Source organism: Paenisporosarcina sp., assembly GCF_057785155.1.
The window spans coordinates 20,972-45,319 of sequence record NZ_JBYNRN010000013.1 but is presented as its reverse complement, the minus strand read 5'-3'; the positions used below and the strand labels follow the sequence as shown (position 1 = coordinate 45,319).

Below are 24,348 nucleotides of genomic sequence, written 5' to 3'. Positions count from 1 at the left end.
TCAAAAATATGTTTATTTCGTATTGACCAAGAGAGCAGATTGCAAAATTCCCTCATAAACCTCATGCCAATCTTCATTGAGAGTAGACGCTTCATGTGGATGAATGAATTTTCTATGAGAAGATTCGTAGTTCGCATCAAACGGGTGGACTGTCGTTACATTCATACGGAAAATAGCTTGATAACCGATTAAAGGATAAGGGCTGTCAGAACTCCAAGTTGGATTTTCAGAGTGATTAACCTCAACGTATCCAAGGTATTCACAGTCACCTTCAACACAAGCTTCTTCTAAAACTTCACGTTTCACACATTCTATGGGAGTTTCGTTTAACTCAATATGCCCGCCAGGAAAATTCCACCCTCGGCTTTTAATATTTACTAAAAGTAGTTTTTCTTCATAAAAGCACATTCCGTGAACGCTTGTGATGTTTTCTGGTTGAGGTGGTTCTAATGTTGGGTTCCATGTTAATTTCACATAAGATTGACCCCAGTTTACATAGACTGTCGTCATGAAGAAATCCTCCATTTATAAATGCATTTTTGAAACTCACCTTCTAAATACATATCATTATCTATAGGCAAGTCGACAACTTCGAGTAGTTCTGCGCCTAGTCGAATACAAGTTTTATTGGAAGCAATATTATCGGGGTTGCAAGTAATGATGATTTCATGGAGTCCGTGTGCAAGGGCTACTTGTTTAAGCAATTGGCACGCCTTTGCAGCGTAATGGTTTCCTCTATGCTTTTTATCAATTGCATATCCAATGTTTCCACCATAATAAGTACGTGAATTAGTCCCGATTCGGAGATCTATCGTTCCGATCGTTAGGTTCGTTCCAGATAAATTTATCGCATACCAATAAGCGGGAACATAGTTTTTTTCTACATTTCCCGGTACTTTTCGTTCAATAAGTAAATCAATTTCTTCCCCTTTAATCGTATCGAAAGGAAAGAATTCAAAGGCGGGTTGTTTCAAGAAATCCCCTCAACTTTCCTCGTTAAAGAATCCTTTAGTTTATTAGACGTTCAGGAGTGAATAAATTTGGTCACTCTAAGTCATCAAAAATTTCTTACTTAGATTAAAAGCATTAACCGTAAATAAATGATTAATTTCATTTGTCTTTATTAAACGGCTCATGGTTCCCAAGTCAAACATATTTACATCAATTATTTCAGTGTCATCTAGCTCTTGTTCAGCAACTAATTCAGCTTCAGTTATTAGAAAGCTATAAACTTTGTTGTTTTGTGTTGCTGGATTCACATAAAATTCACCTAATAAAACAGGTGGTAGATTTGAGACAAATCCAGTTTCTTCTTTTACCTCACGAGCAATTGCTTCTGCCAATGTTTCATTATTTTCAGGCTTCCCAGCAGGAACTTCTAGAAAACTACTTTGAGTGCCGTGGCGGTATTGTTTAACTAATACAACTTCCTTCTTTTTCGTAATGACGACCGCATTGACCCAATCACTATATTCATTTACATAATAATCATGAATGATCTGACCATTGGGTAATTCACATGTATCTTTACGTAAGTTTCCAAAAGGGGATTGATAAATATAATGTGAGCAAATCGTTTTCCATTGTTCCAGTTTCATCATCTCCTAAACTTAATCTATTTGAGTGAACTCCCTTAAAGCCTTCCAAATTTGCAGGTCGACTTGATCGAAGGGACCAATATCTCTTGTTAAGTCCCATAGTGTTATACGATCCATTTCTTCATTTGGAATAAAGTCACTCAGTTCGTCAATCTTGTAATAGAAAATTGGATTGTATTTAATGGATTGTTTATGAAGGTTTTTTATTTTAGCGATTCCTTGAAATGTTAGATGCTCAACTTGTTGTCCGGTTTCTTCGAATAATTCACGAATAGCGCACTCTTTAGGTGTTTCATTTCCTTCTCTTCTGCCTGCAGGTAACTCCCATCTATTTCGGAATCGATTATAACCAAAAAGAATCTCGTCACGAACTTGGATGATGGCATATGAGCCAGCTAAAGGACTAAATGAATTCATATCTTTTTCGTCCATATGAAGAAATTCAATAAATTGTAGCGGTGGATCCACCATTTCTCATTCTCCTAGTAGATTAAGATGTTTGTTAACTATATTATTCGCTACTAGTAAACTGAAAACCTTCCTTTTATATCCAATAAAAATCAATCCAATTTTTTTCGGAAGGAATAACACCATTTGTCATATTCCATTTTTTCTTCATAAAAACGATGAGCTTCTGTTCTTTGAATGCCTGATTCAAGAGCCATATATTCTACTCCTTGATCTTTTGCCCATTGATGAATATATAACAACAAATGTTGTCCATATCCTTTTGAACGTTCAGTTTGATCTGAAACGAAATCATATATGTATGCGTGTGATTTATTATAAAAATTGGTTCGTATAGTTAATCCAATTAAGGATTTCATTTGATTCTCTTCGTATAAAGCAAAAAGTTGATAGCCTTCTAATGTCATTTTCTTTAAGAGTTTTACATACTCCTCAACATTTAGCTCAGTTCTTAATTGAGACATGAGAGAGAAGGCGTCAATCCATTGTGTCTCTTTTCTTAATTCTTGAATTCGTATATTGGGCATTTCAGTAATCCTTCCTGTTTTAAGATTTCTCCATTAAACATAACAAAAGAATGTGATTTCATACAATATTATGCAAATTCTAATGACTAATGGATATAAAAAAGGTATACTTAATAAAAAATTGATTATTCTGAATTAATCATCGTAAGGAGATCATCATGCCACTTACTAGACAACAAATTAAAGATATTAAAGAACGATCTTCACTCGATCGATTAGATAGAGGAAATGCGGTATATACATATATCGGAAAGTCAGATGAAATTGCATACGTCCTACATTCTCATCGTCCAGATCGATCATTTTGGATAAGATATGAAGAAGAAGAGAACGAAGTAATTGAAAAATATACGGTCGTTCTCGGGGAAGTCGAAGTAGAACATAATAACCGGAAGTTTAAACTTCAAGCAGGTGAAACACTTGATGCTTCAGAATATGAGGGGTTAATAACGGTTTATAGTGAATCAGGTGCTGAAATTTTAGTAGAGACGACAGAAAGTGTTTTTGAATCAACGTTTACTGATATCGAAATGATACAAAAGGAAGCAGAAGAAATTGAAAAAATAGATGGCTATACATATCAGCACTGCTCAAGAATTAAAGATTATTCGATTGAACTTTGGAAGAAACTCGACCAACCTATTGAACGGGTGACCATGCTAATATGGGGAGCTTATTTCCATGACATTGGAAAGCTGTCAGTACCTTTAGAAATTTTGAATAAAGCAGGTAAACTTACACCAGAAGAATGGGAATTGATGAAAGCACATACAACCAACGGAGCAGAAATGATGCGCAATCATGAAATTGCCTGGTTACGTGAAGCAGCTTTTATCGTTGAGCAGCACCATGAGCGATATGACGGAAAAGGATATCCTTTTGGTTTGAAAGAAGAAGAAGTTTCACTAGAAGCATACATAATTGCCGTGGTAGATTCTTTTGATGCGATGACGACAAATCGTCCTTATCGCGAGGCTTTGACGGTGGATCAAGCAATTGAAGAAATTATAAAAGGCAGAGGCTCACAATTTCACCCGCATGTCGTCGATGCATTTTTACAATTACTTCATGACCAGCAATTTAAATGGAGATAATTATGAGCTTGGCGGTAACAAGCGGGTTCTTTTTAAAAGATGGCTTTACTTCAAGGTGGGGTAAAGCTTTTTCTTGTTACACAAATATTAAAATTTAATGATAAGTTTAATTATTTGTAACTTGCATTCCTTTCATTCGTATTAAAACCAAAGGCATTTTATGGGGGGATTACAGTGAAATTCAAATTGGTAGTAATGGGATTAATATTATTCTTTTTATTAGTAGCTTGTTCAGAGCAAACTTATGAGAAGGAATACGACTTAAACGAGGTTGTTGCTACTTTTAATGGTAATGATATAACAGTAAAAGATATTATTTCACAATTTACTCTTACAGATGAAAATATTGAAATTTATATGAAACAGGAAATTATTATAGATGAGGCTTTGAAGGCTGGAATTACAGTTTCAGAAGAGTCAATAAAACAATTGAAAAATATGGTATATCCTAATGCTGAATCAGTTGAAATGGAAAATTTCAATGCAAAAGAAGCAGAAGCTCTAGGAATGACAAATGATGAATACTTCGATATGTGGACATTGACTTATCTTAAGAGAAATGAATACTCGCAATCATATATTAAATCAAAATTCGGTGAACCAAATTCCATTGAAGATGGAGAAGAATGGGGAAAAGAAATCGAATCTTATGTTAACGACCTTTACAATAGCTACATTGAAAGCGATGCGCTAATTATTCATTAAACAATCTAAAATGAAATTGGTAACTAATTAATTAGGTCCAAATTCTACAAACGGATGTTTGCGTATTATAGAACGGAATTCAATCAATAGAAAACGGGACCATCTCTAAGCCACTATATGGTTTAAGAGACAGTCCTTTTTTTGATTATTATTTAAGTTGTGCTATAAATCTGCTGGTCTGCAATCTACTCTTCAAACGGATGCTCTTTTAGCCACTTCAAACCAAATTCAATTAATGGCTTCATGTCGATTAAACGGCTTTTCGCTTGTCCGATATCACCAAGTATGACAGCTTCAGGATGTGCTTGTTCAAAAGCTTCACCTATTTCTGGGAAACGATCAGAATCACCATCTGTGGATTGAAACTCTATCCATTGTCGCTCTCCGTCAACCATCATGGCTGCAGCTTGGTTTGTATAGGTTTTATTCTCAAGTAAATGTTCGGATAAGTGCAGAGCTGTACACGAATCATATCCTACGCCGAGTAAGAGGACTTTCACGTCTTCATTTACCAATTTTCCGAGTGGGGAGCTCATACCAAATGAGTCTTCCAATGGGTGTTCTAACATCCATTCTTCGGCATGTTTGCCCCAAGCCATGAAACTATGAACGGGATGATAGCTTCGAATCGTTTTAGGATGTCGGTGGAAACATTCCGCGATTTTACCCATCCCTCGTAAAGGGGTGAGGTGAGGATCATAGGCAGGCATATGTTGGCGGATTGGTTCGTGCCAATCAGCAGGAACAGGAGGTAACATCCAGTATGACGGTTCCGAGTTCTCTGCAGATTGAGCTGCCATGACAATCGTACCTTCCTCCGTAATCGTTTCAAGTAAGGCATCTATTACGGCTTTAGCTCCCCCTGGTAACCAGCCAATTTGTTTTAATGAAGAATGGACCATTATAGAGTCCCCAGCTTTTATTCCCAGTGCGTGTAATTGCTTTTTTAAAGTGTCAACGGATTGAAATGATTTAGTGGCTTGTACTGTGTCGAATTCACTCATAAGTTGTTGCCTCCAATTGTTTTATACTTCCATTGTATAAGACTATTCCAAATGAAGGAATGTCAGAAAGTGATTCAAATAAAATCAAAATGAATTCGCCTGTTTTTGTTACAATATAAAAGTAAAACTGAACATGATTTTAAGACATCCTATATAAAATTGAAAAAGAATGGGGGCTCTCAAGTTGGAATTAAAACAATCCGAAATTGAGTGGTGGAAGAAAAGTGTGGTCTATCAAATTTATCCTAGAAGCTTTTACGATAGCAACGGCGATGGGATAGGGGATATTCAAGGGATTATTCAAAAACTAGATTACTTAAAAGAATTAGGAATCGATGTGATTTGGTTAAGCCCAATTTATGATTCACCAAATGATGATAATGGGTACGATATCCGGAACTACATTGAAATCATGAATGAATTTGGCACGATGGAAGATTTTGATGAGCTGCTTGCTCAAGCAAAAGAACGCGGTCTCAAGATTATTATGGATTTAGTAGTCAATCATACGTCAGATGAACATGCATGGTTTGTTGAGTCCAAGTCATCTAAAGAAAGTCCATATCGAAACTATTATGTGTGGGAAAAAGGGGAAGGTGAACAAGCCCCGAATAACTGGGGATCATTTTTCGGTGGCTCTGCTTGGGAGTATGATCAAAATACTGAAGAATCTTTCTTGCATTTATTCTCTAAAAAGCAACCGGATTTGAACTGGGAGCATGAACCGCTGCGACACGAAGTATATGAAATGATGAAGTTTTGGTTGGACAAAGGAATTGACGGGTTCCGAATGGACGTTATTAATTTAATTTCCAAGCATCCGGATCTTCCAAACGGCGCACAGAATGAAGGTCAACGTTTTGGTGACGGCAGCCCTTATTATATGAATGGACCAAAAATTCACGATTATTTACAAGAAATGAATGAAGAAGTGTTATCGAAGTATGACATTTTAACCGTCGGAGAAATGCCAGGGGTAACGCCAGAGGATGCGTCAATCTATACCAACCCTGCGAATAAAGAGTTGAATATGGTATTTACATTTGAGCATATGAGTTTAGATAGTGGTCCGTTTGAAAAGTGGGATCTTAAACCGTTACATCTGGTGGATTTAAAAGAGAACTTCGAGAAATGGCAAACGAATTTACACGGAACTGGCTGGAATAGCTTGTACTGGAATAACCATGATCAGCCTCGTATTGTATCTCGATTTGGGAACGACGGTGAATACAGAGTCGAGTCAGCAAAAATGCTCGCGACATGCTTACACTTGCTTCAAGGAACTCCTTATATTTACCAAGGAGAAGAAATTGGTATGACAAATGTGAAGTTTGAATCGATTGATCAATATCGAGATTTAGAAACACTAAATATGTACAACGAAAAAATGGAGCAAGGAATCGACGAGCACAAAATTTTTGAGTCTATTTATGTAAAAGGGAGAGACAATGCCCGCACACCAATGCAATGGACGAATGAAAAGAATGGTGGCTTTAGTGAAGGGACTCCTTGGATCGAGGCAAACCCAAATTTCACAGAAATTAATGTCGCACAAGCCACTCAATCGAAAGATTCAATTTTTGCTTACTATCAACAGTTGATTCAATTCAGAAAAAATGTGGATGTGATTACAACTGGTGATTTCCGATTAATTGACCGAGAAAACCCGAATGTCTTTGCGTATGAACGTAAAACTGATCAAGAATCACTACTCGTCATCTGTCATTTTAGTGATCAAGAAATTCTTTTTGAACATCAAGACATTCTGCCGTATCTTGAAAATGGGGAAGTGCTGATTCAAAATTATAAGGATCTTTTGGCGAATAAATCAATTCGTTTACGTCCATATGAAGCCGTAGCTTTTTACTTATCACATAACGAATAGGAATATGAGACAAATCATAGATGGACGAATCCCTAAAATAAGGTATGATTAAAGGATATATTCAATATTTTATAGACTTTAGTTAACTGGAGGGTAAGTGTAAATGGTAGTCCTTGGTGTAGACATTGGGGGGACAAAAATTCGAATGGGAATGATCGATTCGGATGGCCAAGTAGTAGCGGACCATGTAGTTCCTACTCAAGTCCCTCTTTATCCGTTTCTAGAAGAAAACGTTCTAAAATTAATTGAGAAATATCCACAGATTCAAGCAATTGGTATTGGAACACGTGGAATGGTGGATGCTGAAAATGGCGTCATCACGTTTGAAACTGAAACATTACCAGGTTGGCAGGGTACTGAAGTGAAATCATTGTTGGAAAAAGCGACGGGTCTCCGCGTTGAAGTTAACAATGATGCAAACTGCGCAGGTCTTGCAGAAGCTAGATTAGGTGCTGCTAAAGGTTTCCGACGAACGGTTTGTTTAACAGTTGGAACTGGATTAGGTGGCGGAATCGTCTTAGATGGTCAGATTTTGAACGGAGCACACGGTGGTGGTGGCGAAGTTGGACATTTGATTTTATATCCAAATGGTCATGTCTGTACTTGTGGACGTCCAGGTTGCAGTGAGCAATATGTATCTGGAACGGCGTTAAGACGACAAATCGGAGAACGACAAATCTTAGATGACAATCAACAGCTGATCTCACCGCATCAATTGTTCGGTATGGCAAACGCAGGTCATGTAGAGGCACTGTCATTAACGAAAAAATTCACAAGTGATTTAGCAATTGTGATTAGTTCACTTCAAGCGGTATTAGATATGGATTGCGTGGTCATTGGTGGTGGAGTTTCTGAATCAGCAAACGAATGGTGGCATTATTTAGAGGAAGCTTTGGAGCCTTTATTATTGAAACCACTTACGTTGAAGAAAGCTCAGTTTAGAAATGAAGCAGGGATGCTTGGTGCAGCCTTACTTGTAATAGATAATGTAAATGAAAGCGCTTCGAAAAATATAGAGGATGTGAGATAAATGGCGAAAATAGTATTAGACAATATTTCAAAAGTATACGACAACAAAGTAACAGCCGTTTCGGATTTTAATTTATCTATTAATGATGAAGAATTTATCGTTTTTGTTGGACCATCTGGGTGCGGTAAATCAACAACATTACGCATGATTGCAGGTCTTGAAGAAATTTCTAAAGGTGATTTCTTGATTGATGGGAAGAAAATGAATGATGTACCACCAAAGGAACGCGACATTGCGATGGTATTCCAGAACTATGCTTTGTATCCTCATATGACGGTATACGATAATATGGCATTTGGATTAAAGCTTCGTAAATTCTCAAAAGAAGAGATTGATGAGCGTGTTCAAAAAGCAGCTGGCATCTTAGGGTTACAACCTTACTTAGATCGTAAACCAAAAGCTCTATCTGGTGGTCAACGTCAACGTGTTGCTTTAGGTCGTGCGATTGTACGTGATGCGAAAATCTTCTTAATGGATGAGCCTTTATCAAATCTTGACTCAAAACTACGTGTGCAAATGCGTTCTGAAATTGCAAAATTACATCAACGTCTAAAAACAACAACGATTTATGTGACACATGACCAAACGGAAGCAATGACGATGGCGTCACGAATTGTCATTATGAAGGATGGCGTTATTCAACAAGTTGGAACACCTAAAGAAGTCTATGACTTACCTGAAAACGTATTTGTTGGCGGATTTATTGGGTCACCATCGATGAACTTCTTGAAAGGTAGTTTTGTAAATGGAGAATTCGTTTTAGGTCAACAATCAATTAAAATACCTGATCATCAAGCAAAAGTACTTGTTGAAAAAGGTTATGAAGGTAAAAACCTTATTCTTGGTGTGCGTCCTGAACAAATTACAAACGAAGTAACAAATGAACACTATAAAATCCGTACTTTAGTTGAAGTTTCTGAGTTAACAGGTGCTGAAATTATGATTTATTCCACAATTGAAGGCCAAGAATTTATCGCAAGAATAGATTCAAGTGAAATTGTGAATCCTGGTGAAATGATTGATCTTTCAATCAATATGGAACGTTCTCACTTCTTTGATGAAGAAAGCGAAGTTCGTATTCGCGTATAAACACAGATGAAATCAGTGAAATCGTTTGATTGTGCAAACGATTTCACTGGTATGATGATGAATAGTAGGTAAACCAAAAACAGGATAACCCCCTGTTTTTTTGGTGTGCCAGAATATCAAACATTAAGGAAGAGCAATATTTTGCTTAGTACTTTAAGATTTAAATGTGTAATGGAAGGATGTGATCTCTAGATGGATTCAATGACATTTGTATTATTTGGTGCGAGTGGAGATTTAGCTAAGAGAAAAATCTTTCCTGCGCTATATCATTTATTCGTAGATAAAAAAATGCCCAAAGCATTTTCTGTTTTTGGAACTGGCTTAGAAGAGATGTCGACAAATGACTTTCAGTTGTACGTGATGGAATCTGTTCAAATGTATTCACGAACAACAAAAGTGGATGAACAACAGCTACTCGAATTTTCTAAAACACTGCAGTATATGCAAATTGACGTAACAAAGCCTGAAGGATACCAACGCTTATTAGCAGGTATTCAACAGACAGAAGAAGTTCTTGATATCCCGCAAAATCGAATGTTTTATTTGTCAGTTGGTCCTTCATTGTTTGAAGTTATTGCATACAACATTGAACAAAGTGGCTTAGGTTCGACAATGGGCTGGAGACGTTTAGTCATTGAAAAGCCTTTTGGACACGATTTAGTTTCTGCACGACGATTAAATGACCAATTGAGTAAAGTCTTTAAAGAAGATGAGATTTACCGTATCGATCATTATTTAGGGAAATCGATGGTTCAAAACTTAGCGACCCTTGTTATTTTGAATCCTGTTATTCATGCCATTTGGAATCGTGAGTACATAGCGAATATCCAAATTACAGCAAGTGAAACAGTCGGTGTCGAGGATCGTGCAGGTTATTATGATCAAGCTGGAGCTATTCGAGATATGTTCCAAAACCATATGTTACAGATGCTCATGATGACGACGATGAACTTGCCGAGAAGTATTAGTGCGAATGATATTCGTTCAGAGAAAAAACATGTAATGGGGTCATTACGTTCTTTATCAAAAGAAGATGTTAGTCTCTCTGTCATTCGAGGACAATATGAGCAAGGTGAAATTGTTGGCAATCCAGTTGTTGGCTATAAAGATGAACCTGGAATTCCTGAATCATCTACTAATGACACGTTTATAGCTACAAGAGCATGGATTGATAATCCATTTTGGATAGGTGTCCCGTTTTATTTGCGAACAGGAAAACGCTTAAAGGAAAAATCGACTCGTATTGTGATTGAGTTTAATAATCACTTTAACAGGCTGTATCCGTTGGTGAACCAACAAGCTGAACCAAATTTGCTTATTATTAATATTGGTCCTTATGAAGGAATTACGATGCAGCTAAATAGTCATAACCAAAACGATCACGGCAAAGTAGATCCAATTACGGTCGAATTCTCTGCAGACACGAAGGAAATGCCTGAAGCTTATGAATTGCTGATTGAGGATGCTTTACAAGGAGACTCTACATTCTTTGCGCACTGGGACGAAGTGGAACTTTCGTGGAAATGGGTGCAACCGATTTTGGAAGCATTTGAAGAAAATAGCTTACCTCTCCACACTTACTCAGCAGGAACAATGGGACCAAAAGCGGCCGATGATTTATTGGAAGAGAACGGTTTTGTTTGGAGATAGTTATTCCTTACGATGGTGAGTAATCTGAATGGGTTGACTACTGAAGTAATCGGAATGTGTATATTAATGCGTGTGTTCATTATATAATGATACACTTACAGGTAAAGTGATTTAGACATTTCATATTAAAATCTGTGGATGCCTGATATTCTGCATCGATAAAAAAGAAGGAGGATACGATGAAAATTTATGACATTACTGCTCCTATTTTTGAAGGGATGCCAGTTTACAAAAACAAACCTGAAAAACAACCGAAGATTTCTCGTGTAACGAATGCACATGTAACGGAATCACGTCTTGAGATTGACGTTCACACAGGAACACATATTGATGCTCCTTTACACATGATGAATAATGGTGCGACTTTTGAAACGATCACACTTGACCAATTGGTTGGTCCAGTTAAAGTTCTCGATTTCATGGATGTTGAAGACGGTATCACGAAAGATGACTTGGCAGCTTTTGACCTTCAAGAGAATGATTTCATTTTATTTAAAACAAAAAATTCACTTGATGAAGACTTTAATCCAGAGTTCATCTTTTTAAAAGAAGACGGTGCGAAATACTTAGCTGAGCTTAAAATTAAAGGTGTCGGCATTGATGCACTTGGCGTCGAACGTAGCCAACCAAATCATCCAACACATAAAGCGTTGTTTGGAGCAAATATTCTTGTGATTGAAGGATTGCGCTTAAGTGAAGTAAATGCAGGATCGTATTTCATGGTAGCTGCACCATTAAAATTAGTGGGCACAGACGCAGCACCCGCACGTGTTATATTGATTGAGGATTTTCAAGGATAATGAATAAAGGCCGAGTGTAGGAATGTAGATTCCTTACTCGGCTTTTTATATGGGGAGTGATGAGGTAGAGAGGTATTCAAGGATTCAAAGGGTGCATTCAAGGCTTCGATCGGTATGTTCTCCATTTCAATGGGGCTATTCTCGAATTCACACGCCTCATTCTAGGATTCGCAGTTGTTATTCAAGTATTCATGAAATCCACACAATTTCATCACTACTTTTTCCCTTCATATGCTTGTTTATGTTTATTAAAAAAGGTGATTTCAGCTTTTAATTCAGTGTATTTTTCCGCAACGCCAAAACCTTCAGCGAGCTGACGTACAACTTCTTCGTTTGTATGAGATTCAGCGATAGACAACTTCTCAAATATAGGTTCTAACAATGTCATGGCATCTGAACCCTGCACATCTTCATTCGTTAAAGTATTTTTATACTGAACATCTGTCGCATCTTTCTTTTCATCGTAATGCACGATAATCGCATCTTCTTGATCAGCCACGTCAATTTCAATATCTATTCCTTTGAAGTCAAACGATTCTCCCACTACATTCGCTGGATTTTCACCAGTTTCCGTATCTTCAATATCATCAGCCGTATTATTATTGGTTGTGTCATTTGTTACTTCATCGTCATTTGCACAAGCACCTAAGAAGATGATGGAAATGAGGAATACGGATGGTAATAAAGATTTCATCAACTTTGCCATGAATAAACATCCTTTCAACATATATTATTATTGTTTTGCCCAATATTCTTGGAACTACTCTTTTAACTTTTTTATTTGCAAACGGTTAAATTCGCAATATTATAATAAATTCAATCGCATAATATGCTATCGTATTCATATAGGTTAGATAATTAGGGTATATCCTTGATATTGGGAGGTGTTTCTTTTGAGAGAAACAAAATTGTGGATTAACGGTGATTGGAGAGAATCTTCGGAGACGTATGAATTGAAAGCACCGTATGATGGGAACTTGATTGCTAAAGTAGCGAAAGGTTCCGCTGAAGATGTTAAAGTAGCCATTGCTGGTGCAGAACAAGCTTTTCATTCATTCAAAAAATGGACAGCTTATAATCGAGCTGAGATGTTATATAAAGTGGTAACGATTATGCGTGAGCAGAAGGAAGATCTTGCTCGAATATTAGCTTCAGAAGCAGGCAAGCCACTAAAAACGGCTCGAGCAGAGATTGACCGTACAATCGCAACGTATCAATTTTCTGCAGAGGAAGCGAAGCAATACCGTGGGGAAACCATTCCAATGGATGCGGCACCTGGCGTTACTGACAGAATTGGATGGACGAAAAAAGAGGCGATTGGCGTCATTTCGGCAATTACACCTTTTAACTTTCCATTCAACTTAGTTGCACATAAATTAGGACCAGCGTTTGCAGTTGGAAATACGGTCGTATTAAAACCGGCTACACAGACGCCATTGAGTGCTTTAGCAATGGCTGAAATTTTTAAAGAAGCAGGATTACCTGATGGAGCTTTACAAATTATAACGGGAAGCGGAAGCGAATTAAGTGAATCGCTTATTACGCATCCCGATGTAAAAAAAGTGACGTTTACGGGCAGCGTTCCTGTCGGATTAAAAATAAAAGAAAAAGTTGGTTTACGTAAGATCACCTTAGAACTTGGATCGAACTCCGCACTGATCGTAGAGCCAAGTGTACCGATTGAAAAAATTGTGAAGCGATGTGCAGAGGGTGCATTTAGTTTCTCGGGACAAGTATGTATATCTTTGCAACGTATTTATGTGAATCAAGAAATTTATGAGGATTTCGCGAAATTATTCATTGAAGAAACGAAGAAGTTAAAGGTTGGCGATCCGCTCAATGAAGAGACGGATGTTAGTTCGATGATTCACCCAGGTGAAGTGGATCGCATCGTGAAGTGGATTGAGGAAGCAAAATCCCAAGGTGCCGAAGTTGCAACAGGTGGCGACTTTACCGACCGATCCCTTTCTCCAACCGTCTTGACGAATGTGACAGCTGATATGAACGTGGTATGTGAAGAAGTATTTGCTCCAATCGTCTCTTTAATTCCGTATAACGATCTAGATGAAGCGATTGGGCTAGTCAACGACTCTCAGTTTGGCTTAAATGCTGCTATTTATACGAATGTGTTGACCGATGCCATGAAGGCAGCAGATGAAATTGAAGCGGGAGCAGTCATTATTAATGACATCCCTACATTCCGTGTGGATCATATGCCATATGGTGGCGTTAAAATGAGTGGTTACGGGCGTGAAGGTGTGAAGTTTGCCGTCGATGAAATGACAGAAACGAAATTTATTACAATGAAAACGGTATTTTAAGGAGTTGCTTCGGCAGCTCTTTTTTTAATTGGAAAATATTTATTTTGGAAATATTAAACAGGATTTTTGAGGTGCTTTGTAGAATATACATAGAACTATTCAGAAGAAATAAATCGATGTTTAAGGAGAATGTCCCTTTGAAAAAACGTATTGGACTATTAATGGTAACTGTTTTCTTATCTTTATTCACATTCACTCAGGTTCTCGCAACATCTTGGGTAGAGCTTTCAGTTGAAGAAGTGGCTGAACGTGCAAACGTGATTGTGTATGGCACGTATGACTTTTCAGATGAATTAACGAATGGCACTGAAATGGTTTTTCACGGAAGAGCATTTAAAGTTAAAGATGTTTATAAAGGTGAATCGGCAAGTCAAATAACGGTAGGCATTGATCCATTCGATATTGGATGGGTGGATGAGTTTCAAAACGACGGGGGAGAATTTCTTTTATTTTTAGAAGAAGGGGAAGAATTTTTATTACCCGTTGGCGGTCCAAATGGAATGATTCAAGTTCAAGATGGTCAAGTGATTGAAAGTGATGAGGAAAAAAGATTGTTTTATCAAAAAGTTTTAGAGAGTTCATCACAAGAACCAAACGTATTAGCAAGTTCTACAGAAGAGTCGAATTTAAAAAACCCCACCATTAACATGCTTTTATACATCGGTATTATCTTCATTGTGGGGACGATTTTAACGAGTTGGTTTAAACGATATCAGCGGAATAAAGCATAATGAAAAAGTTACTTATTCTTATACTAAGTGTGGTTGTTTTAACGAGTTGTTCTAATAAAGCTTCTAGAAATGAGGAGATAATAACGAAACAACTAGAAGAAGTAAACATTGAAATTGAGAGATTGAATAAAGAGCTATTAAGCTTTGAGAATCAGTTAGCGGAAAAAACAAAAAAGATGGTGGAATTAGAAGAGTTGGTTGAGTCTCTCAAAAATTATGATAGAGAAAGCATCAATCAGCTTAGCACATTGGTTGCTATGAATGAAAAATTAATTAAACATTTACCTGATATTACACGAAAGCAAGGTTTTATATTAGAAGTGAATGAAAATGAAATGATTGTGGATTATGCTAACTGGGAACAAAAAGCAGATGAACCCAATGGAGGTCATATTGTCGATCAAGAAGGAGATCATGAAAAAGTGAACCTTCACTCAAATGTGGAAGTATACATTTTAAATGGAGCCACAATCGGCTATAAACCCTTTGCTGAGTTTGATCCAACCGATCATGAAGGATTATATGATCTGTACTTTGTAAACAATAAAGTTGTTCTGATTGCCGAAAAATATATCCCTTAATACTAGGAGTTGCAGATGCAACTCTTTTATTTTTTTCAAGAAAATGACAATGCCGTAAAGAGGTAATGGTATAATTTGTAGAATATAACAATAATGTGCCCTAATGGGAGCGGTTTTAGGCAGGGAGGATTACATGAAGATTCTATTGAAGTGGTTTGTTTACATTGTGATATTTATATTATTTTTACTGGTAGGATACGTACTGATTTTTAGTTTGGACGTAATTTTGAGTGGTGTAGTTTGGTTATCATTTATCTTCCTATGCTTTTTAATTTTTTGCGCAGGGATTTTTGGGTTAGTGATGGGGCATTTAAACTTTATTAAACTTAGAAATCGATTTGAAGTGACTATATTAATGTTCTTTTCCATATTGCTTGGAATTGGTCTATCGGGAGTTTTATTCATTAATGCTGTTCTTGATTATGTAGTAAATGGTGAAAATTATTCACTGGAGGAAAAGACGAGGTATCTTGCTAGCGAGTTTCTACAAGTGCCATCACAGAAAAATGTTTCGAAAGAAGAACTGAATGACATTACCTACTATTTTTCAGCAGATAAAAAACATTTTGTTGAAAAATTCAATACCTTCCTTTTAACAGAAAAAGAAACGTTCGATCGTGTCTTGGGAAAAGAAAATTTAGATCACCTCATGATTGAAATACATAAAGATTCTAAATTGTTTGATGAGAATTTTTTGGCGCCTAAGGAAGTCGCAGGTTTTTATCAACCTCTAAATACATCACTACATCTAATTCCAAATGAAGGCACTTGGGAAAATTTATTTCTTCACGAATATACTCACTATCGTATGCATCAGTTTTCTCAAAAGCATAATTTACCATTGCAAAGACTGCCACTATGGTTTCAAGAAGGAGCAGCTGAATTCTTTGGAAATGAAAAAATAGAAGGGATTAATTTAGAAGCTATACAGATATTAGATTTCCATTTACTTGATTCAAGTAGTTCCTTTCAAGAGACAAGAGGTGGAGACTATAATCCATATGAACAAAGCTTTCTAGCTGTGAATTCTCTCGTTAGTAACCATGGAGTCGAAATTATACCTGAGTTAATGATGTCTAAAACGATAGATGAGTTTTATTTAAATTTAGAAAATGTCACAGGAAAGAGTTTGAGTGAATTCAAAGAATCCCTCGTTATTGATCTATTGGAAAAACGCGAAGCAGTAAACCAACAAATTAAATTAGCTTATGACGCGATTGAAGAAAAGAATTATGAAAAAGCAGAAAGTGTGTTAGCTAGAATTAAAGAAATAGGAAGCGAGAGGGGTATTGATTTAGCAGAGGATTTAACCATACAAATAAATGTCGAACAAGGTTTGTATGAGAATGTAATTAAGTTAATTGAAGTGAAAAATAAAAAAGAAAATGATGGATATAAGACCAACAACCTGCTTATTTTAACAGAAAGTTACCTTGTACTTGGACATACAGAAAAAGCTGTAGAAAGCATAAAAAAAGCTGAGGAGTCTATCGTGCAAAATAGTTTAACGCATCGATATATCGAAAAAATAGACTCGGCATTAGTTGCTTATACACAAATAAATTCTAACAATCCGGTCCCTGGGTATAAAAAGTTGATTGAAGAAGAGTTAATTACCAATGAATATATTGAAAAAGACTTACTCAAACAATTAAATGCTAAATACCCGAATGAATTTTAGCCTATTTAAGACGGAGGTTATTATATGGAAATGCTTATAATGTTTTTCATTGGTGCGTTTGTTTTATTTATCATTATTGAAAATGCAGTGAGATTGGGGATCAACAACTCAGTTATTGGTAAGCGATATACTGATGAGTCGAGAATGAAAGAACCTATAATTAATCCAGACACGAATCAAGATTGAAAAATTTTCTCGCACAAAATTTTCCAAGTATCGAAACCAACGACATATTCAATACGTATGTACAAGTAGGATTCGATCATAAATGGGGGAATTATGTTGAATAACAGAGGGGAACCACGCCATATCTTTATGGTGTTCGCAATATGTTTGGTTGTATTTTCACCACTTTTAATTCTTTTTGCACCATTGGTGGTAGGGGAAACGGTGTACTTTGATCGTTCGAATTGGGTCATTTACTTACCGAGAATTAATTTTATTTTAGTTGGCTTATCACTACTTGCGCTTCTTTTAGGATTGTTAGTACTTTGGCTGAAACACATTAAACCAATCACGATTGCGATCGCTCTTTTATTGACAGTCGCATCGGGTGTACTATTTTATGGTGCGTCCCTATCTTTTACATCTCTAACGGACGATACCATTACACATCGTTTGCCGTTCGATAAAGAAAAGCAAACGTATTCTTGGGCAGATGTTCAAAGCGTTCAATACTTTGATAATCAAGATAATTTTGAGCTTAAGCCCTACTACGTCATCTACTTTCAAGATAAAAATCAGTTGAAACTGGTGCAAGGTGGAATTTTAGATGTCCAAACTAAAATTAGGATTGATCAGAAACTACGAAGTCTTAAAACTCCGGTAGAAGTCATTCAGCAAAAGTAGTTCATCACAACATAGACAAACATACAAAGGGGCAGATTAAATGTCGAATTTAGAAATCCTGAATACAGGAAATTGGCTAGGTGTGCTTACACCAGTTCTCTTGATTGCTTGTTTTTATTTTACTCTTACATTTTTTGAGTCATTACGTAAAGGTGATGAGCGGGTAACCAAGCAATCTAAAATAGCAGCTACTATTTGTATTGCGTTAGCGTTATTAATACCAGCAGTTTATAACCTTTATATGTATATTTTGATGCATCGATAAAATAAATGTGAATTGAAAAAAGCGCACGCACATTAGAATCGAATCTAATGTGCGTGCGTTTCTTTTATAAACCTTCAGTATTGATGCGATTTTCAGTCGCAATTGTTTCGGTATTTTCATTTTTTTCAGATGAAATGTCATTCGAAGATAATTTTAACTTTGAATGTTCATTCTTTTTTTTACGATCTTCTTTTTCTTCTTCATGTTTTTCGTCTCTTTTAAATAAATTCATCGGTTTTCACCTCATAGATTTATTGTTGTCCGAATGTGTCTCTTGCAGCATTTTCTTGTTTTGCAGGCGAATCGTTGTTGTCTGACGGTAAAGACTCTGCCGTTTCAGGCAATTTTTTCTTTTGTGATTTCGGGAAAGCAGCTTTTGCTTCCTTTTTCTTCTCAGCACCTTGAACGCCTTCATTGTAATATTGAACACTTGTCATTGCGCCTTCTTCTACCATACGGTTATCATCTGGATCTGTAGGGTCTGAATAACCTGTTTTTGTCATTTGTGAATTTTTCACGTTTTGATTAGACATATATGCGTTTGCTTTGGTTTTTAAGTTATTGAGTGCCACCATCGCTTTGTCACGGTTTTCTGGTTTTTGTAAGTAAGCATAAGCACCCGCTGCTAGTGCTGCAAAAAGTAATGAACCACTATTTCCTTTTTTTCTCATAAAAAATCCCTCCAACAATCAAATTTAAGTCATATTCTAGGTATACCCTAATTTTGAATTCACACACCTAAAATTTGGAGACAAACAAATTACATTTTGATGGCAATTATTTCTAAAGTCTTTATTCTTAATAAAAATTCATCATATGAAAAGGTAATAACTTATAGAACAAAAAAAGCTAGGAAGTATAGAAACTTCCTAGCGAATTTATATCGTATCTTTAGTTATAAAATTATCATTTATCATAAAGTGCTGATTCTAATAGTGTTTCATCTGTCATGACATAATTATGAACTTGTTCAAGAACTGTATTTAAGTCCGGTGATAAATGGTCTGATGAATAGGCGCAAACAGAAAGTAAGTTTGCATTCATGACTACGTCATCAGCACTGGATTCAAATTCTTTTAATAAATCTGCATCCGGTTTTGAAGATGCCCATTCCACATGAGCCCATGTGCGAATCGAAGAATCAAGATTGTTAAATGAAGATAAGTCTTTTTGGAAATGGTGAAGAATGGTTTTTGTGTGAAAATCGCCTTTAGCTAGGTAATATTCAAAGTTATTTACTAAGCGAATAGACGGCTTATTTTCTTCACTAATAACTTTGTCAATCATCGCTTGTACTTTAGGCAGATTTCGCATACTTTCAATAATCAATACTTGTTGATTACTATCTAAGCCGGATTTTATAAAATGAGATAAATTATTTAAATAAGCCTCATGACATTCGAAGCGATAAAAAACATGACCTGTTTTCATGTCTGTTAAATCCATCGTATTAAGTACGTCCATATTTCACCTCTATGAAATTTTAGGACTCAGTCTTGATTCTATTGATGACTTAGAATAGTCTAAGTGGCCCCAAATGATTTGGATTTAATTTCTATATGTAACAGTAACATGTCATTTAAAGGTAGTACAGCATATCGATTTAACCATAATCTGACTATTCTTACGTTTAGACGCAATCCGCATTCATTTTCATTGGCGTTTTTTTGAAGCTCCGATTAATTCACGAATTAACTTGTAATCGCCTGAGTGCATAGCTTCAACAATTCTACTCCCGACAATTACCCCATCTGCAAGTTGACTCATTTCTCGAACTTGGGAAGGAGTTGAAATCCCGAATCCAGCCATTACAGGAACTAAACTACTTTTTTTCAATAAAGCTAAATGTTCCTGTAGATTATCTGCGAAGTCATTTTGAGCACCTGTAATACCGGTAACAGTTACTGCATATAAAAATCCTTCAGATGCTTTAGCAATACGTTGAATACGATCAATTGGACTCGTCAAAGTGACAAGTTGGATCATTGCAATATTATGTTTCGTTAGGTCAGCTTTCAGAATCTGGCACTCTTCTAATGGCAGATCGGGTACAATTACTCCGCTAATGCCAACGGTATGACAAGCTTCAGCAAACTCTTGGATTCCATATTGAAAGATTGGATTTAAATACGTCATTAATACAATAGGAATCTGTATTTCATTACGCAAGCGACCCACTTCATGTAAAACGTCTTTTAAAGTAACGCCATGAGCAAGAGCGCGTTTTCCCGCTTCTTGGATCGTTGGTCCATCTGCGACTGGATCTGAAAAAGGGATACCTAACTCAACGGCAGTAGCTCCCGCTTCTTGTAATAAAATAAGTTGCTCACCTAAACGATCCAGTCCTCCGTCACCAGCCATAATATAAGGAGTAAAAGCGCGGTCACCTTTAGTTACAAAATCTTCAATCGCAGTTTGCAATAAATGCTTACTCATGGTTTCCACCCCCAAGTGCGTCGCGAACCGTTACGACGTCTTTGTCTCCTCTTCCTGATAAGCAAACGACGATGATTTGATTGGGTTCCATTTGAGTAGCGAGCTGACTAGCATAGTGAATGGCGTGTGCGGTTTCCAATGCTGGAATAATGCCTTCTGTGCGAGCCAGTAATTGCACTCCTTCTAAAGCTTCTTTGTCTGTTACTGACGTATAAGAAACGCGTCCGATTTCTTGTAAAAAACTATGTTCGGGTCCAATTCCAGGATAATCTAGACCTGCAGAAATGGAATGCGCTTCTCGAATTTGACCTGCCTCATCCTGCAAGAGATGCATCAGTGCGCCATGCAACACACCAACGGAACCTTTCGTTAATGTTGCCGCATGCTTTTCAGTATCGAGTCCTTTACCAGCCGCCTCAACGCCATATAACTTCACATCCGTATCCTCAATGAAAGGATAAAACATGCCCATTGCATTACTTCCGCCGCCAATACATGCGACGATCGCATCCGGTAATTGACCTTCTTTTTCCTTGATTTGTTTACGAGTCTCATCACCAATCACACGTTGGAAGTCGCGAACCATTTTAGGGAAGGGGTGAGGACCTAATACAGAACCAATAATGTAGTGGGTATCGCCAACATTTGTGACCCAGTATCGTAAGGCTTCATTCACAGCATCTTTCAATGTGCCGCTTCCTTGTTTCACGCTAATCACTTTGGCACCAAGTAACTCCATGCGAAACACGTTGAGCTGTTGACGACGAACATCTTCTTCACCCATAAAAACAACACACTCTAAATCGAGTAGAGCACAGACCGTTGCCGTTGCGACCCCATGTTGACCAGCCCCTGTTTCTGCGACGATTTTTTTCTTACCCATTCGAACGGCGAGCAATGCCTGACCGATCGTGTTATTTATTTTGTGAGCACCGGTGTGATTTAAATCTTCTCGTTTCAAGTAAATTTTAGCGCCACCCATTTTTTGAGTTAAACGCTCTGCATAGTAAAGTGGATTTTCACGGCCTATATAATCTTTTAAATAATAACGAAGATCTCTCTGGAAATTCTCATCAAGTATTGCTTCATCATAAGCCTGTTCTAATTCAATAACTGCTTGCATTAAAGTTTCTGGAATAAACCGCCCACCATATTTGCCGAAATGTCCTTTTTCATCTGGTTGATTGTATGTTGTCACCATGCTCATCTCTCCTCATCTCTTACTGCGCGAATAAAGGCGCGAATTTTGCTTTCATCTTTACGCTGATCTGTCTCAACTCCACTTGATACATCCACCATAAAAGGATGTACTGTGTGTATCGCAACTCGAACATTTTCTGCATTCAAACCTCCGGCTAAAATCAATTTATCCTTCGGTAGATCATCGCTATCTAGTACTCCCCAGTCAAAGGTTTTTCCTGAACCGCCTCGAAACTCGATGCTTGGGGTATCAAATAAATACAGGTCTACCTCATAGGTTAAAGCGTTTTGAACATCTTCTTTTGAAGATATGGAAAAAGCTTTAATGACAGGAACACTAATTGAATTTACATACTCAATCGATTCATCTCCGTGAAGTTGTACATAATCTAGTGGCATTTCTTTTGCGTATTTCTCAACGATTTCAGAGGTTTCATTCACAAACACACCAACCTTTAACACATCTTGTGGAACTACGGCAGTCATTTTCTGTGCTTGTGAGAGAGTTAATTGACGTCTACTTTTGGCAAATACAAACCCGATTGCATCAGCTCCAGCATCCACAGCTGCTCGAACATGTTCAACTTCCTGAAGACCGCAAATTTTAACCAAAGTCATTGCGCTTCACCAAGCTTTACTTGAAATGAATGCAGTGTATGTTCGACGTCAGTTGATTTCATTAATGTTTCTCCAACTAAGATTGCACTTGCTCCCGCTTTTGCAATCCTTTTTGCATCGCCCGGAGTTTCAATACCACTTTCACTAATAAGCACACGTTCTTCATGGAAAGGGAACTGAGCCGCAATCTTTTCGGTTTCACTTAAATCGACTTTAAAGGTTTTTAAATCTCTGTTATTAACCCCAATTAGTTTGGATGGGATAGCCAAGGCGCGCTCTAATTCTTCTAAATTATGAACCTCGACTAATACTTCTAATTCTAAAGAGGAAGCATAGTCATGAAGCTGCCTTAAAGTTTGTTGACTGAGTGCTGCAACGATGAGCAAAATAACGGAAGCACCCGCTTCATAAGCACGATCGATTTGGGAAGAATCAATGATGAAATCCTTACACAACACTGGAATGGATACGGTTTGAGTAACATCTTTCAAATCCTCAATTGACCCTTTGAAAAAGACTTCATCTGTTAGGACGGAAATAGCAGCTGCTCCAGATTGTTCATATAATCGGGCTTGTCTGATAGGGTTGACGTTGGCATTGATAATCCCCTTAGAAGGCGATGCCCGCTTTATTTCTGAAATGACTTGTAACTGTGTCGCTTTTTTTAAAGTGTTAAATAAAGAAGGTTTGCCTGAATGGATCCTTGAGCTCTTAAGAATTGGATTGGAAGCTAATAGTTCTTTCACTTCTTGTCGCTTTACTTCAAGAATTTGCTCTAAAATCGTCATAGACTAACCTCCGATAATTGTCGTTTTTTGCTGTAGGCGATTACTTGATGGAGTGAGTTTTGTGCTCGACCAGAATTCACACTTTCACGTGCTTTGTGAATTCCTTCTTGAATCGTGCTAGTGACACCTGCAGCAAATAATCCAATTCCTGCATTTAATAAAACCGTATCAAGGTAGGGGGACGGTTCACCTTGTAAAACGCCCGTTAAAATCCTTGCGTTTTCACGTGCATCGCCTCCTTGAATGGCTTCAAGTGGAGCGGGGGATAAGCCGACTTCTTCCGGAATTAAAGTGAAAGGAATTAATTCGCCTTGATCCATTAAAACAAGATGATTTTCACCTGCTAAAGAAGCTTCGTCCATCCCATTAGGACCTGTTAAGACGACACTCCGTTTTCGACCCAGTCGGTGCGATACTGCAGCTAAATCCATTAATCGGCTTTGATCATAAACGCCAATTAACTGTGAAGTCAGTTCAACTGGATTTGTTAAAGGACCTATTAGATTAAAAATACTGGGCTTACCAAGTGACCTCCTTACTTCTTGGATTTGTTTCATATTTGGATGCATGAAAGGTGCAAATAAAAAGGCAATGTTTGTGTGTTCGAGCAACTCTATAATTTCATCAGGTCGGAAATCGAGTGCGATTTCAAGTTCTTCTAACACGTCTGCGCTACCTGTTGTGCTCGAAATTCTCCGATTCCCATGCTTAGCCACCTTTAATCCTGCTCCGGCTAAAACGAAAGAGGCTGTGGTGCTAATATTGAACGTATTTGCACCATCTCCACCTGTACCGCAATTATCAAATACATCTCCAAGTGGGAGTGGCACTTGAATCGCTTTTTCTATTAACACGCTGACTAAGCCTGTGATTTCTTCAATCGTTTCACCTTTAAAAGATAAAGCTTGAATAAATTGGGCAATGTCATCTTTAGAAGTTTCTGCAGACATTAACTGTTCTGCTACTTCTCTCATCTCAAGTTCGTTAAGGGAAATACCTTGTTGAACCTTCTCTAGATACGATCTCAT

Annotated in this window: 29 protein-coding genes; 14 read left to right on the top strand and 15 right to left on the bottom strand. The window is 37.2% G+C overall.

Translation table 11 applies throughout. The features are described from left to right. Nucleotides 1–12: 12 nt before the first annotated feature. From AC3EA5_RS06470 to AC3EA5_RS06450, 5 genes are all read right to left on the bottom strand, one after another. The gene (locus tag AC3EA5_RS06470) at nucleotides 13–510 is read right to left on the bottom strand and encodes an NUDIX domain-containing protein (protein ID WP_488607581.1); all 498 of its coding nucleotides are present in this window, start codon (nucleotides 508–510) and stop codon (nucleotides 13–15) included. Further along, complete coding sequence (locus AC3EA5_RS06465) at nucleotides 507–974, bottom strand: GNAT family N-acetyltransferase (RefSeq protein ID WP_488607580.1); 468 nt, start codon at nucleotides 972–974, stop codon at nucleotides 507–509. The genes AC3EA5_RS06470 and AC3EA5_RS06465 overlap by 4 nt, the downstream gene beginning before the upstream one ends. Before the next feature lie 75 nt (nucleotides 975–1,049). Continuing rightward, entirely contained in the window at nucleotides 1,050–1,598 is a 549-nt protein-coding gene (locus AC3EA5_RS06460; protein ID WP_488607579.1) for an NUDIX hydrolase, read from the bottom strand. Nucleotides 1,599–1,610: 12 nt separating this feature from the next. Then, entirely contained in the window at nucleotides 1,611–2,069 is a 459-nt protein-coding gene (locus AC3EA5_RS06455) for an NUDIX domain-containing protein (RefSeq protein ID WP_488607578.1), read from the bottom strand. Nucleotides 2,070–2,158: 89 nt separating this feature from the next. Next, a complete protein-coding gene (locus AC3EA5_RS06450) occupies nucleotides 2,159–2,593 on the bottom strand; it encodes a GNAT family N-acetyltransferase (RefSeq protein WP_488607577.1) in 435 nt (144 codons plus the stop codon). A 158-nt stretch (nucleotides 2,594–2,751) separates the two neighbouring features. On the opposite strand from AC3EA5_RS06450, the gene AC3EA5_RS06445 reads away from it, so the two are divergent. Continuing rightward, a complete protein-coding gene (locus AC3EA5_RS06445; RefSeq protein WP_488607576.1) occupies nucleotides 2,752–3,687 on the top strand; it encodes an HD-GYP domain-containing protein in 936 nt (311 codons plus the stop codon). 174 nt (nucleotides 3,688–3,861) lie between these two features. Further along, nucleotides 3,862–4,392, top strand: coding sequence for a hypothetical protein (locus AC3EA5_RS06440; RefSeq protein WP_488607575.1), 531 nt, complete (start codon nucleotides 3,862–3,864; stop codon nucleotides 4,390–4,392). 185 nt (nucleotides 4,393–4,577) lie between these two features. Here the strand turns inward: AC3EA5_RS06440 and AC3EA5_RS06435 are convergent, their stop codons facing one another. Further along, nucleotides 4,578–5,396 carry an AAC(3) family N-acetyltransferase gene (locus AC3EA5_RS06435; RefSeq protein WP_488607574.1) on the bottom strand — a complete coding sequence of 273 codons (819 nt, stop codon included), beginning with the start codon at nucleotides 5,394–5,396 and terminating at the stop codon, nucleotides 4,578–4,580. Nucleotides 5,397–5,580: 184 nt separating this feature from the next. Here AC3EA5_RS06435 and AC3EA5_RS06430 point away from each other — a divergent pair, with 184 nt between their 5' ends. The 5 genes from AC3EA5_RS06430 (at nucleotide 5,581) to AC3EA5_RS06410 (ending at nucleotide 11,850) form a co-directional block, all read left to right on the top strand. Beyond that, the gene (locus AC3EA5_RS06430; protein ID WP_488607573.1) at nucleotides 5,581–7,281 is read left to right on the top strand and encodes a glycoside hydrolase family 13 protein; all 1,701 of its coding nucleotides are present in this window, start codon (nucleotides 5,581–5,583) and stop codon (nucleotides 7,279–7,281) included. A gap of 103 nt (nucleotides 7,282–7,384) precedes the next feature. Further along, a complete protein-coding gene (locus tag AC3EA5_RS06425) occupies nucleotides 7,385–8,311 on the top strand; it encodes an ROK family protein (RefSeq protein ID WP_488607572.1) in 927 nt (308 codons plus the stop codon). Then, a complete protein-coding gene (locus AC3EA5_RS06420) occupies nucleotides 8,312–9,400 on the top strand; it encodes an ABC transporter ATP-binding protein (protein WP_488607571.1) in 1,089 nt (362 codons plus the stop codon). It begins immediately after the preceding gene. Between the two features lie 192 nt (nucleotides 9,401–9,592). Next, on the top strand, nucleotides 9,593–11,050 hold the full coding sequence (zwf, locus tag AC3EA5_RS06415; protein ID WP_488607570.1) for a glucose-6-phosphate dehydrogenase: 1,458 nt from the start codon (nucleotides 9,593–9,595) through the stop codon (nucleotides 11,048–11,050). Between the two features lie 179 nt (nucleotides 11,051–11,229). Further along, nucleotides 11,230–11,850 (top strand): cyclase family protein, encoded by a 621-nt coding sequence (locus AC3EA5_RS06410; protein ID WP_488607569.1) that lies wholly within the window; start codon nucleotides 11,230–11,232, stop codon nucleotides 11,848–11,850. A gap of 214 nt (nucleotides 11,851–12,064) precedes the next feature. On the opposite strand, the gene AC3EA5_RS06405 is transcribed toward AC3EA5_RS06410, so the two are convergent. Then, nucleotides 12,065–12,556 (bottom strand): YusW family protein, encoded by a 492-nt coding sequence (locus tag AC3EA5_RS06405; protein WP_488607568.1) that lies wholly within the window; start codon nucleotides 12,554–12,556, stop codon nucleotides 12,065–12,067. Nucleotides 12,557–12,743: 187 nt separating this feature from the next. Between AC3EA5_RS06405 and AC3EA5_RS06400 the strand changes: the two genes are divergently transcribed. The 7 genes from AC3EA5_RS06400 to AC3EA5_RS06370 all read left to right on the top strand — a co-directional run bounded on the left by AC3EA5_RS06400 (nucleotide 12,744) and on the right by AC3EA5_RS06370 (nucleotide 18,278). After that, complete coding sequence (locus AC3EA5_RS06400; RefSeq protein ID WP_488607567.1) at nucleotides 12,744–14,171, top strand: aldehyde dehydrogenase family protein; 1,428 nt, start codon at nucleotides 12,744–12,746, stop codon at nucleotides 14,169–14,171. Nucleotides 14,172–14,308: 137 nt separating this feature from the next. After that, a complete protein-coding gene (locus tag AC3EA5_RS06395) occupies nucleotides 14,309–14,902 on the top strand; it encodes a hypothetical protein (protein WP_488607566.1) in 594 nt (197 codons plus the stop codon). Beyond that, on the top strand, nucleotides 14,902–15,483 hold the full coding sequence (locus tag AC3EA5_RS06390) for a lipoprotein (RefSeq protein WP_488607565.1): 582 nt from the start codon (nucleotides 14,902–14,904) through the stop codon (nucleotides 15,481–15,483). The genes AC3EA5_RS06395 and AC3EA5_RS06390 overlap by 1 nt, the downstream gene beginning before the upstream one ends. Before the next feature lie 133 nt (nucleotides 15,484–15,616). Continuing rightward, on the top strand, nucleotides 15,617–17,164 hold the full coding sequence (locus AC3EA5_RS06385; RefSeq protein ID WP_488607564.1) for a collagenase: 1,548 nt from the start codon (nucleotides 15,617–15,619) through the stop codon (nucleotides 17,162–17,164). 24 nt (nucleotides 17,165–17,188) lie between these two features. Further along, on the top strand, nucleotides 17,189–17,350 hold the full coding sequence (locus tag AC3EA5_RS06380) for a hypothetical protein (RefSeq protein WP_488607563.1): 162 nt from the start codon (nucleotides 17,189–17,191) through the stop codon (nucleotides 17,348–17,350). A 96-nt stretch (nucleotides 17,351–17,446) separates the two neighbouring features. After that, nucleotides 17,447–18,013 (top strand): hypothetical protein, encoded by a 567-nt coding sequence (locus AC3EA5_RS06375; protein ID WP_488607562.1) that lies wholly within the window; start codon nucleotides 17,447–17,449, stop codon nucleotides 18,011–18,013. Nucleotides 18,014–18,053: 40 nt separating this feature from the next. Beyond that, nucleotides 18,054–18,278 carry a hypothetical protein gene (locus tag AC3EA5_RS06370; RefSeq protein ID WP_488607561.1) on the top strand — a complete coding sequence of 75 codons (225 nt, stop codon included), beginning with the start codon at nucleotides 18,054–18,056 and terminating at the stop codon, nucleotides 18,276–18,278. A 64-nt stretch (nucleotides 18,279–18,342) separates the two neighbouring features. Here the strand turns inward: AC3EA5_RS06370 and AC3EA5_RS06365 are convergent, their stop codons facing one another. From AC3EA5_RS06365 to trpD, 8 genes are all read right to left on the bottom strand, one after another. Then, nucleotides 18,343–18,510, bottom strand: a complete 168-nt coding sequence (locus AC3EA5_RS06365) for a hypothetical protein (protein WP_488607560.1) — start codon at nucleotides 18,508–18,510, stop codon at nucleotides 18,343–18,345. Between the two features lie 19 nt (nucleotides 18,511–18,529). After that, the gene (locus tag AC3EA5_RS06360) at nucleotides 18,530–18,949 is read right to left on the bottom strand and encodes a hypothetical protein (protein ID WP_488607559.1); all 420 of its coding nucleotides are present in this window, start codon (nucleotides 18,947–18,949) and stop codon (nucleotides 18,530–18,532) included. A gap of 235 nt (nucleotides 18,950–19,184) precedes the next feature. Then, nucleotides 19,185–19,742, bottom strand: a complete 558-nt coding sequence (locus AC3EA5_RS06355) for an MEDS domain-containing protein (RefSeq protein ID WP_488607558.1) — start codon at nucleotides 19,740–19,742, stop codon at nucleotides 19,185–19,187. A 189-nt stretch (nucleotides 19,743–19,931) separates the two neighbouring features. After that, a complete protein-coding gene (gene trpA / locus AC3EA5_RS06350; protein ID WP_488607557.1) occupies nucleotides 19,932–20,714 on the bottom strand; it encodes a tryptophan synthase subunit alpha in 783 nt (260 codons plus the stop codon). Beyond that, the gene (trpB, locus tag AC3EA5_RS06345; RefSeq protein ID WP_488607556.1) at nucleotides 20,707–21,915 is read right to left on the bottom strand and encodes a tryptophan synthase subunit beta; all 1,209 of its coding nucleotides are present in this window, start codon (nucleotides 21,913–21,915) and stop codon (nucleotides 20,707–20,709) included. Before trpB ends, trpA begins: the two co-directional genes overlap by 8 nt. A gap of 2 nt (nucleotides 21,916–21,917) precedes the next feature. After that, entirely contained in the window at nucleotides 21,918–22,532 is a 615-nt protein-coding gene (locus AC3EA5_RS06340) for a phosphoribosylanthranilate isomerase (protein WP_488607555.1), read from the bottom strand. Next, nucleotides 22,529–23,320 (bottom strand): indole-3-glycerol phosphate synthase TrpC, encoded by a 792-nt coding sequence (trpC, locus tag AC3EA5_RS06335; protein WP_488607554.1) that lies wholly within the window; start codon nucleotides 23,318–23,320, stop codon nucleotides 22,529–22,531. Before trpC ends, AC3EA5_RS06340 begins: the two co-directional genes overlap by 4 nt. Then, a complete protein-coding gene (trpD, locus tag AC3EA5_RS06330; RefSeq protein WP_488607553.1) occupies nucleotides 23,317–24,348 on the bottom strand; it encodes an anthranilate phosphoribosyltransferase in 1,032 nt (343 codons plus the stop codon). Before trpD ends, trpC begins: the two co-directional genes overlap by 4 nt.

Excerpts from the sequence above, each read along its gene's own strand:
- AC3EA5_RS06470 (WP_488607581.1), bottom strand. The coding sequence starts at position 510 with ATGACGACAGTCTATGTAAACTGGGGTCAATCTTATGTGAAATTAACA.
- AC3EA5_RS06460 (WP_488607579.1), bottom strand. The coding sequence starts at position 1,598 with ATGAAACTGGAACAATGGAAAACGATTTGCTCACATTATATTTATCAA.
- AC3EA5_RS06455 (WP_488607578.1), bottom strand. The coding sequence starts at position 2,069 with ATGGTGGATCCACCGCTACAATTTATTGAATTTCTTCATATGGACGAA.
- AC3EA5_RS06450 (WP_488607577.1), bottom strand. The coding sequence starts at position 2,593 with ATGCCCAATATACGAATTCAAGAATTAAGAAAAGAGACACAATGGATT.
- AC3EA5_RS06445 (WP_488607576.1), top strand. The coding sequence starts at position 2,752 with ATGCCACTTACTAGACAACAAATTAAAGATATTAAAGAACGATCTTCA.
- AC3EA5_RS06435 (WP_488607574.1), bottom strand. The coding sequence starts at position 5,396 with ATGAGTGAATTCGACACAGTACAAGCCACTAAATCATTTCAATCCGTT.
- AC3EA5_RS06425 (WP_488607572.1), top strand. The coding sequence starts at position 7,385 with ATGGTAGTCCTTGGTGTAGACATTGGGGGGACAAAAATTCGAATGGGA.
- AC3EA5_RS06420 (WP_488607571.1), top strand. The coding sequence starts at position 8,312 with ATGGCGAAAATAGTATTAGACAATATTTCAAAAGTATACGACAACAAA.
- zwf (WP_488607570.1), top strand. The coding sequence starts at position 9,593 with ATGGATTCAATGACATTTGTATTATTTGGTGCGAGTGGAGATTTAGCT.
- AC3EA5_RS06410 (WP_488607569.1), top strand. The coding sequence starts at position 11,230 with ATGAAAATTTATGACATTACTGCTCCTATTTTTGAAGGGATGCCAGTT.
- AC3EA5_RS06405 (WP_488607568.1), bottom strand. The coding sequence starts at position 12,556 with ATGGCAAAGTTGATGAAATCTTTATTACCATCCGTATTCCTCATTTCC.
- AC3EA5_RS06390 (WP_488607565.1), top strand. The coding sequence starts at position 14,902 with ATGAAAAAGTTACTTATTCTTATACTAAGTGTGGTTGTTTTAACGAGT.
- AC3EA5_RS06385 (WP_488607564.1), top strand. The coding sequence starts at position 15,617 with ATGAAGATTCTATTGAAGTGGTTTGTTTACATTGTGATATTTATATTA.
- AC3EA5_RS06380 (WP_488607563.1), top strand. The coding sequence starts at position 17,189 with ATGGAAATGCTTATAATGTTTTTCATTGGTGCGTTTGTTTTATTTATC.
- AC3EA5_RS06370 (WP_488607561.1), top strand. The coding sequence starts at position 18,054 with ATGTCGAATTTAGAAATCCTGAATACAGGAAATTGGCTAGGTGTGCTT.
- AC3EA5_RS06365 (WP_488607560.1), bottom strand. The coding sequence starts at position 18,510 with ATGAATTTATTTAAAAGAGACGAAAAACATGAAGAAGAAAAAGAAGAT.
- AC3EA5_RS06360 (WP_488607559.1), bottom strand. The coding sequence starts at position 18,949 with ATGAGAAAAAAAGGAAATAGTGGTTCATTACTTTTTGCAGCACTAGCA.
- AC3EA5_RS06355 (WP_488607558.1), bottom strand. The coding sequence starts at position 19,742 with ATGGACGTACTTAATACGATGGATTTAACAGACATGAAAACAGGTCAT.
- trpA (WP_488607557.1), bottom strand. The coding sequence starts at position 20,714 with ATGAGTAAGCATTTATTGCAAACTGCGATTGAAGATTTTGTAACTAAA.
- trpB (WP_488607556.1), bottom strand. The coding sequence starts at position 21,915 with ATGGTGACAACATACAATCAACCAGATGAAAAAGGACATTTCGGCAAA.
- AC3EA5_RS06340 (WP_488607555.1), bottom strand. The coding sequence starts at position 22,532 with ATGACTTTGGTTAAAATTTGCGGTCTTCAGGAAGTTGAACATGTTCGA.
- trpC (WP_488607554.1), bottom strand. The coding sequence starts at position 23,320 with ATGACGATTTTAGAGCAAATTCTTGAAGTAAAGCGACAAGAAGTGAAA.
- trpD (WP_488607553.1), bottom strand. The coding sequence starts at position 24,348 with ATGAGATCGTATCTAGAGAAGGTTCAACAAGGTATTTCCCTTAACGAA.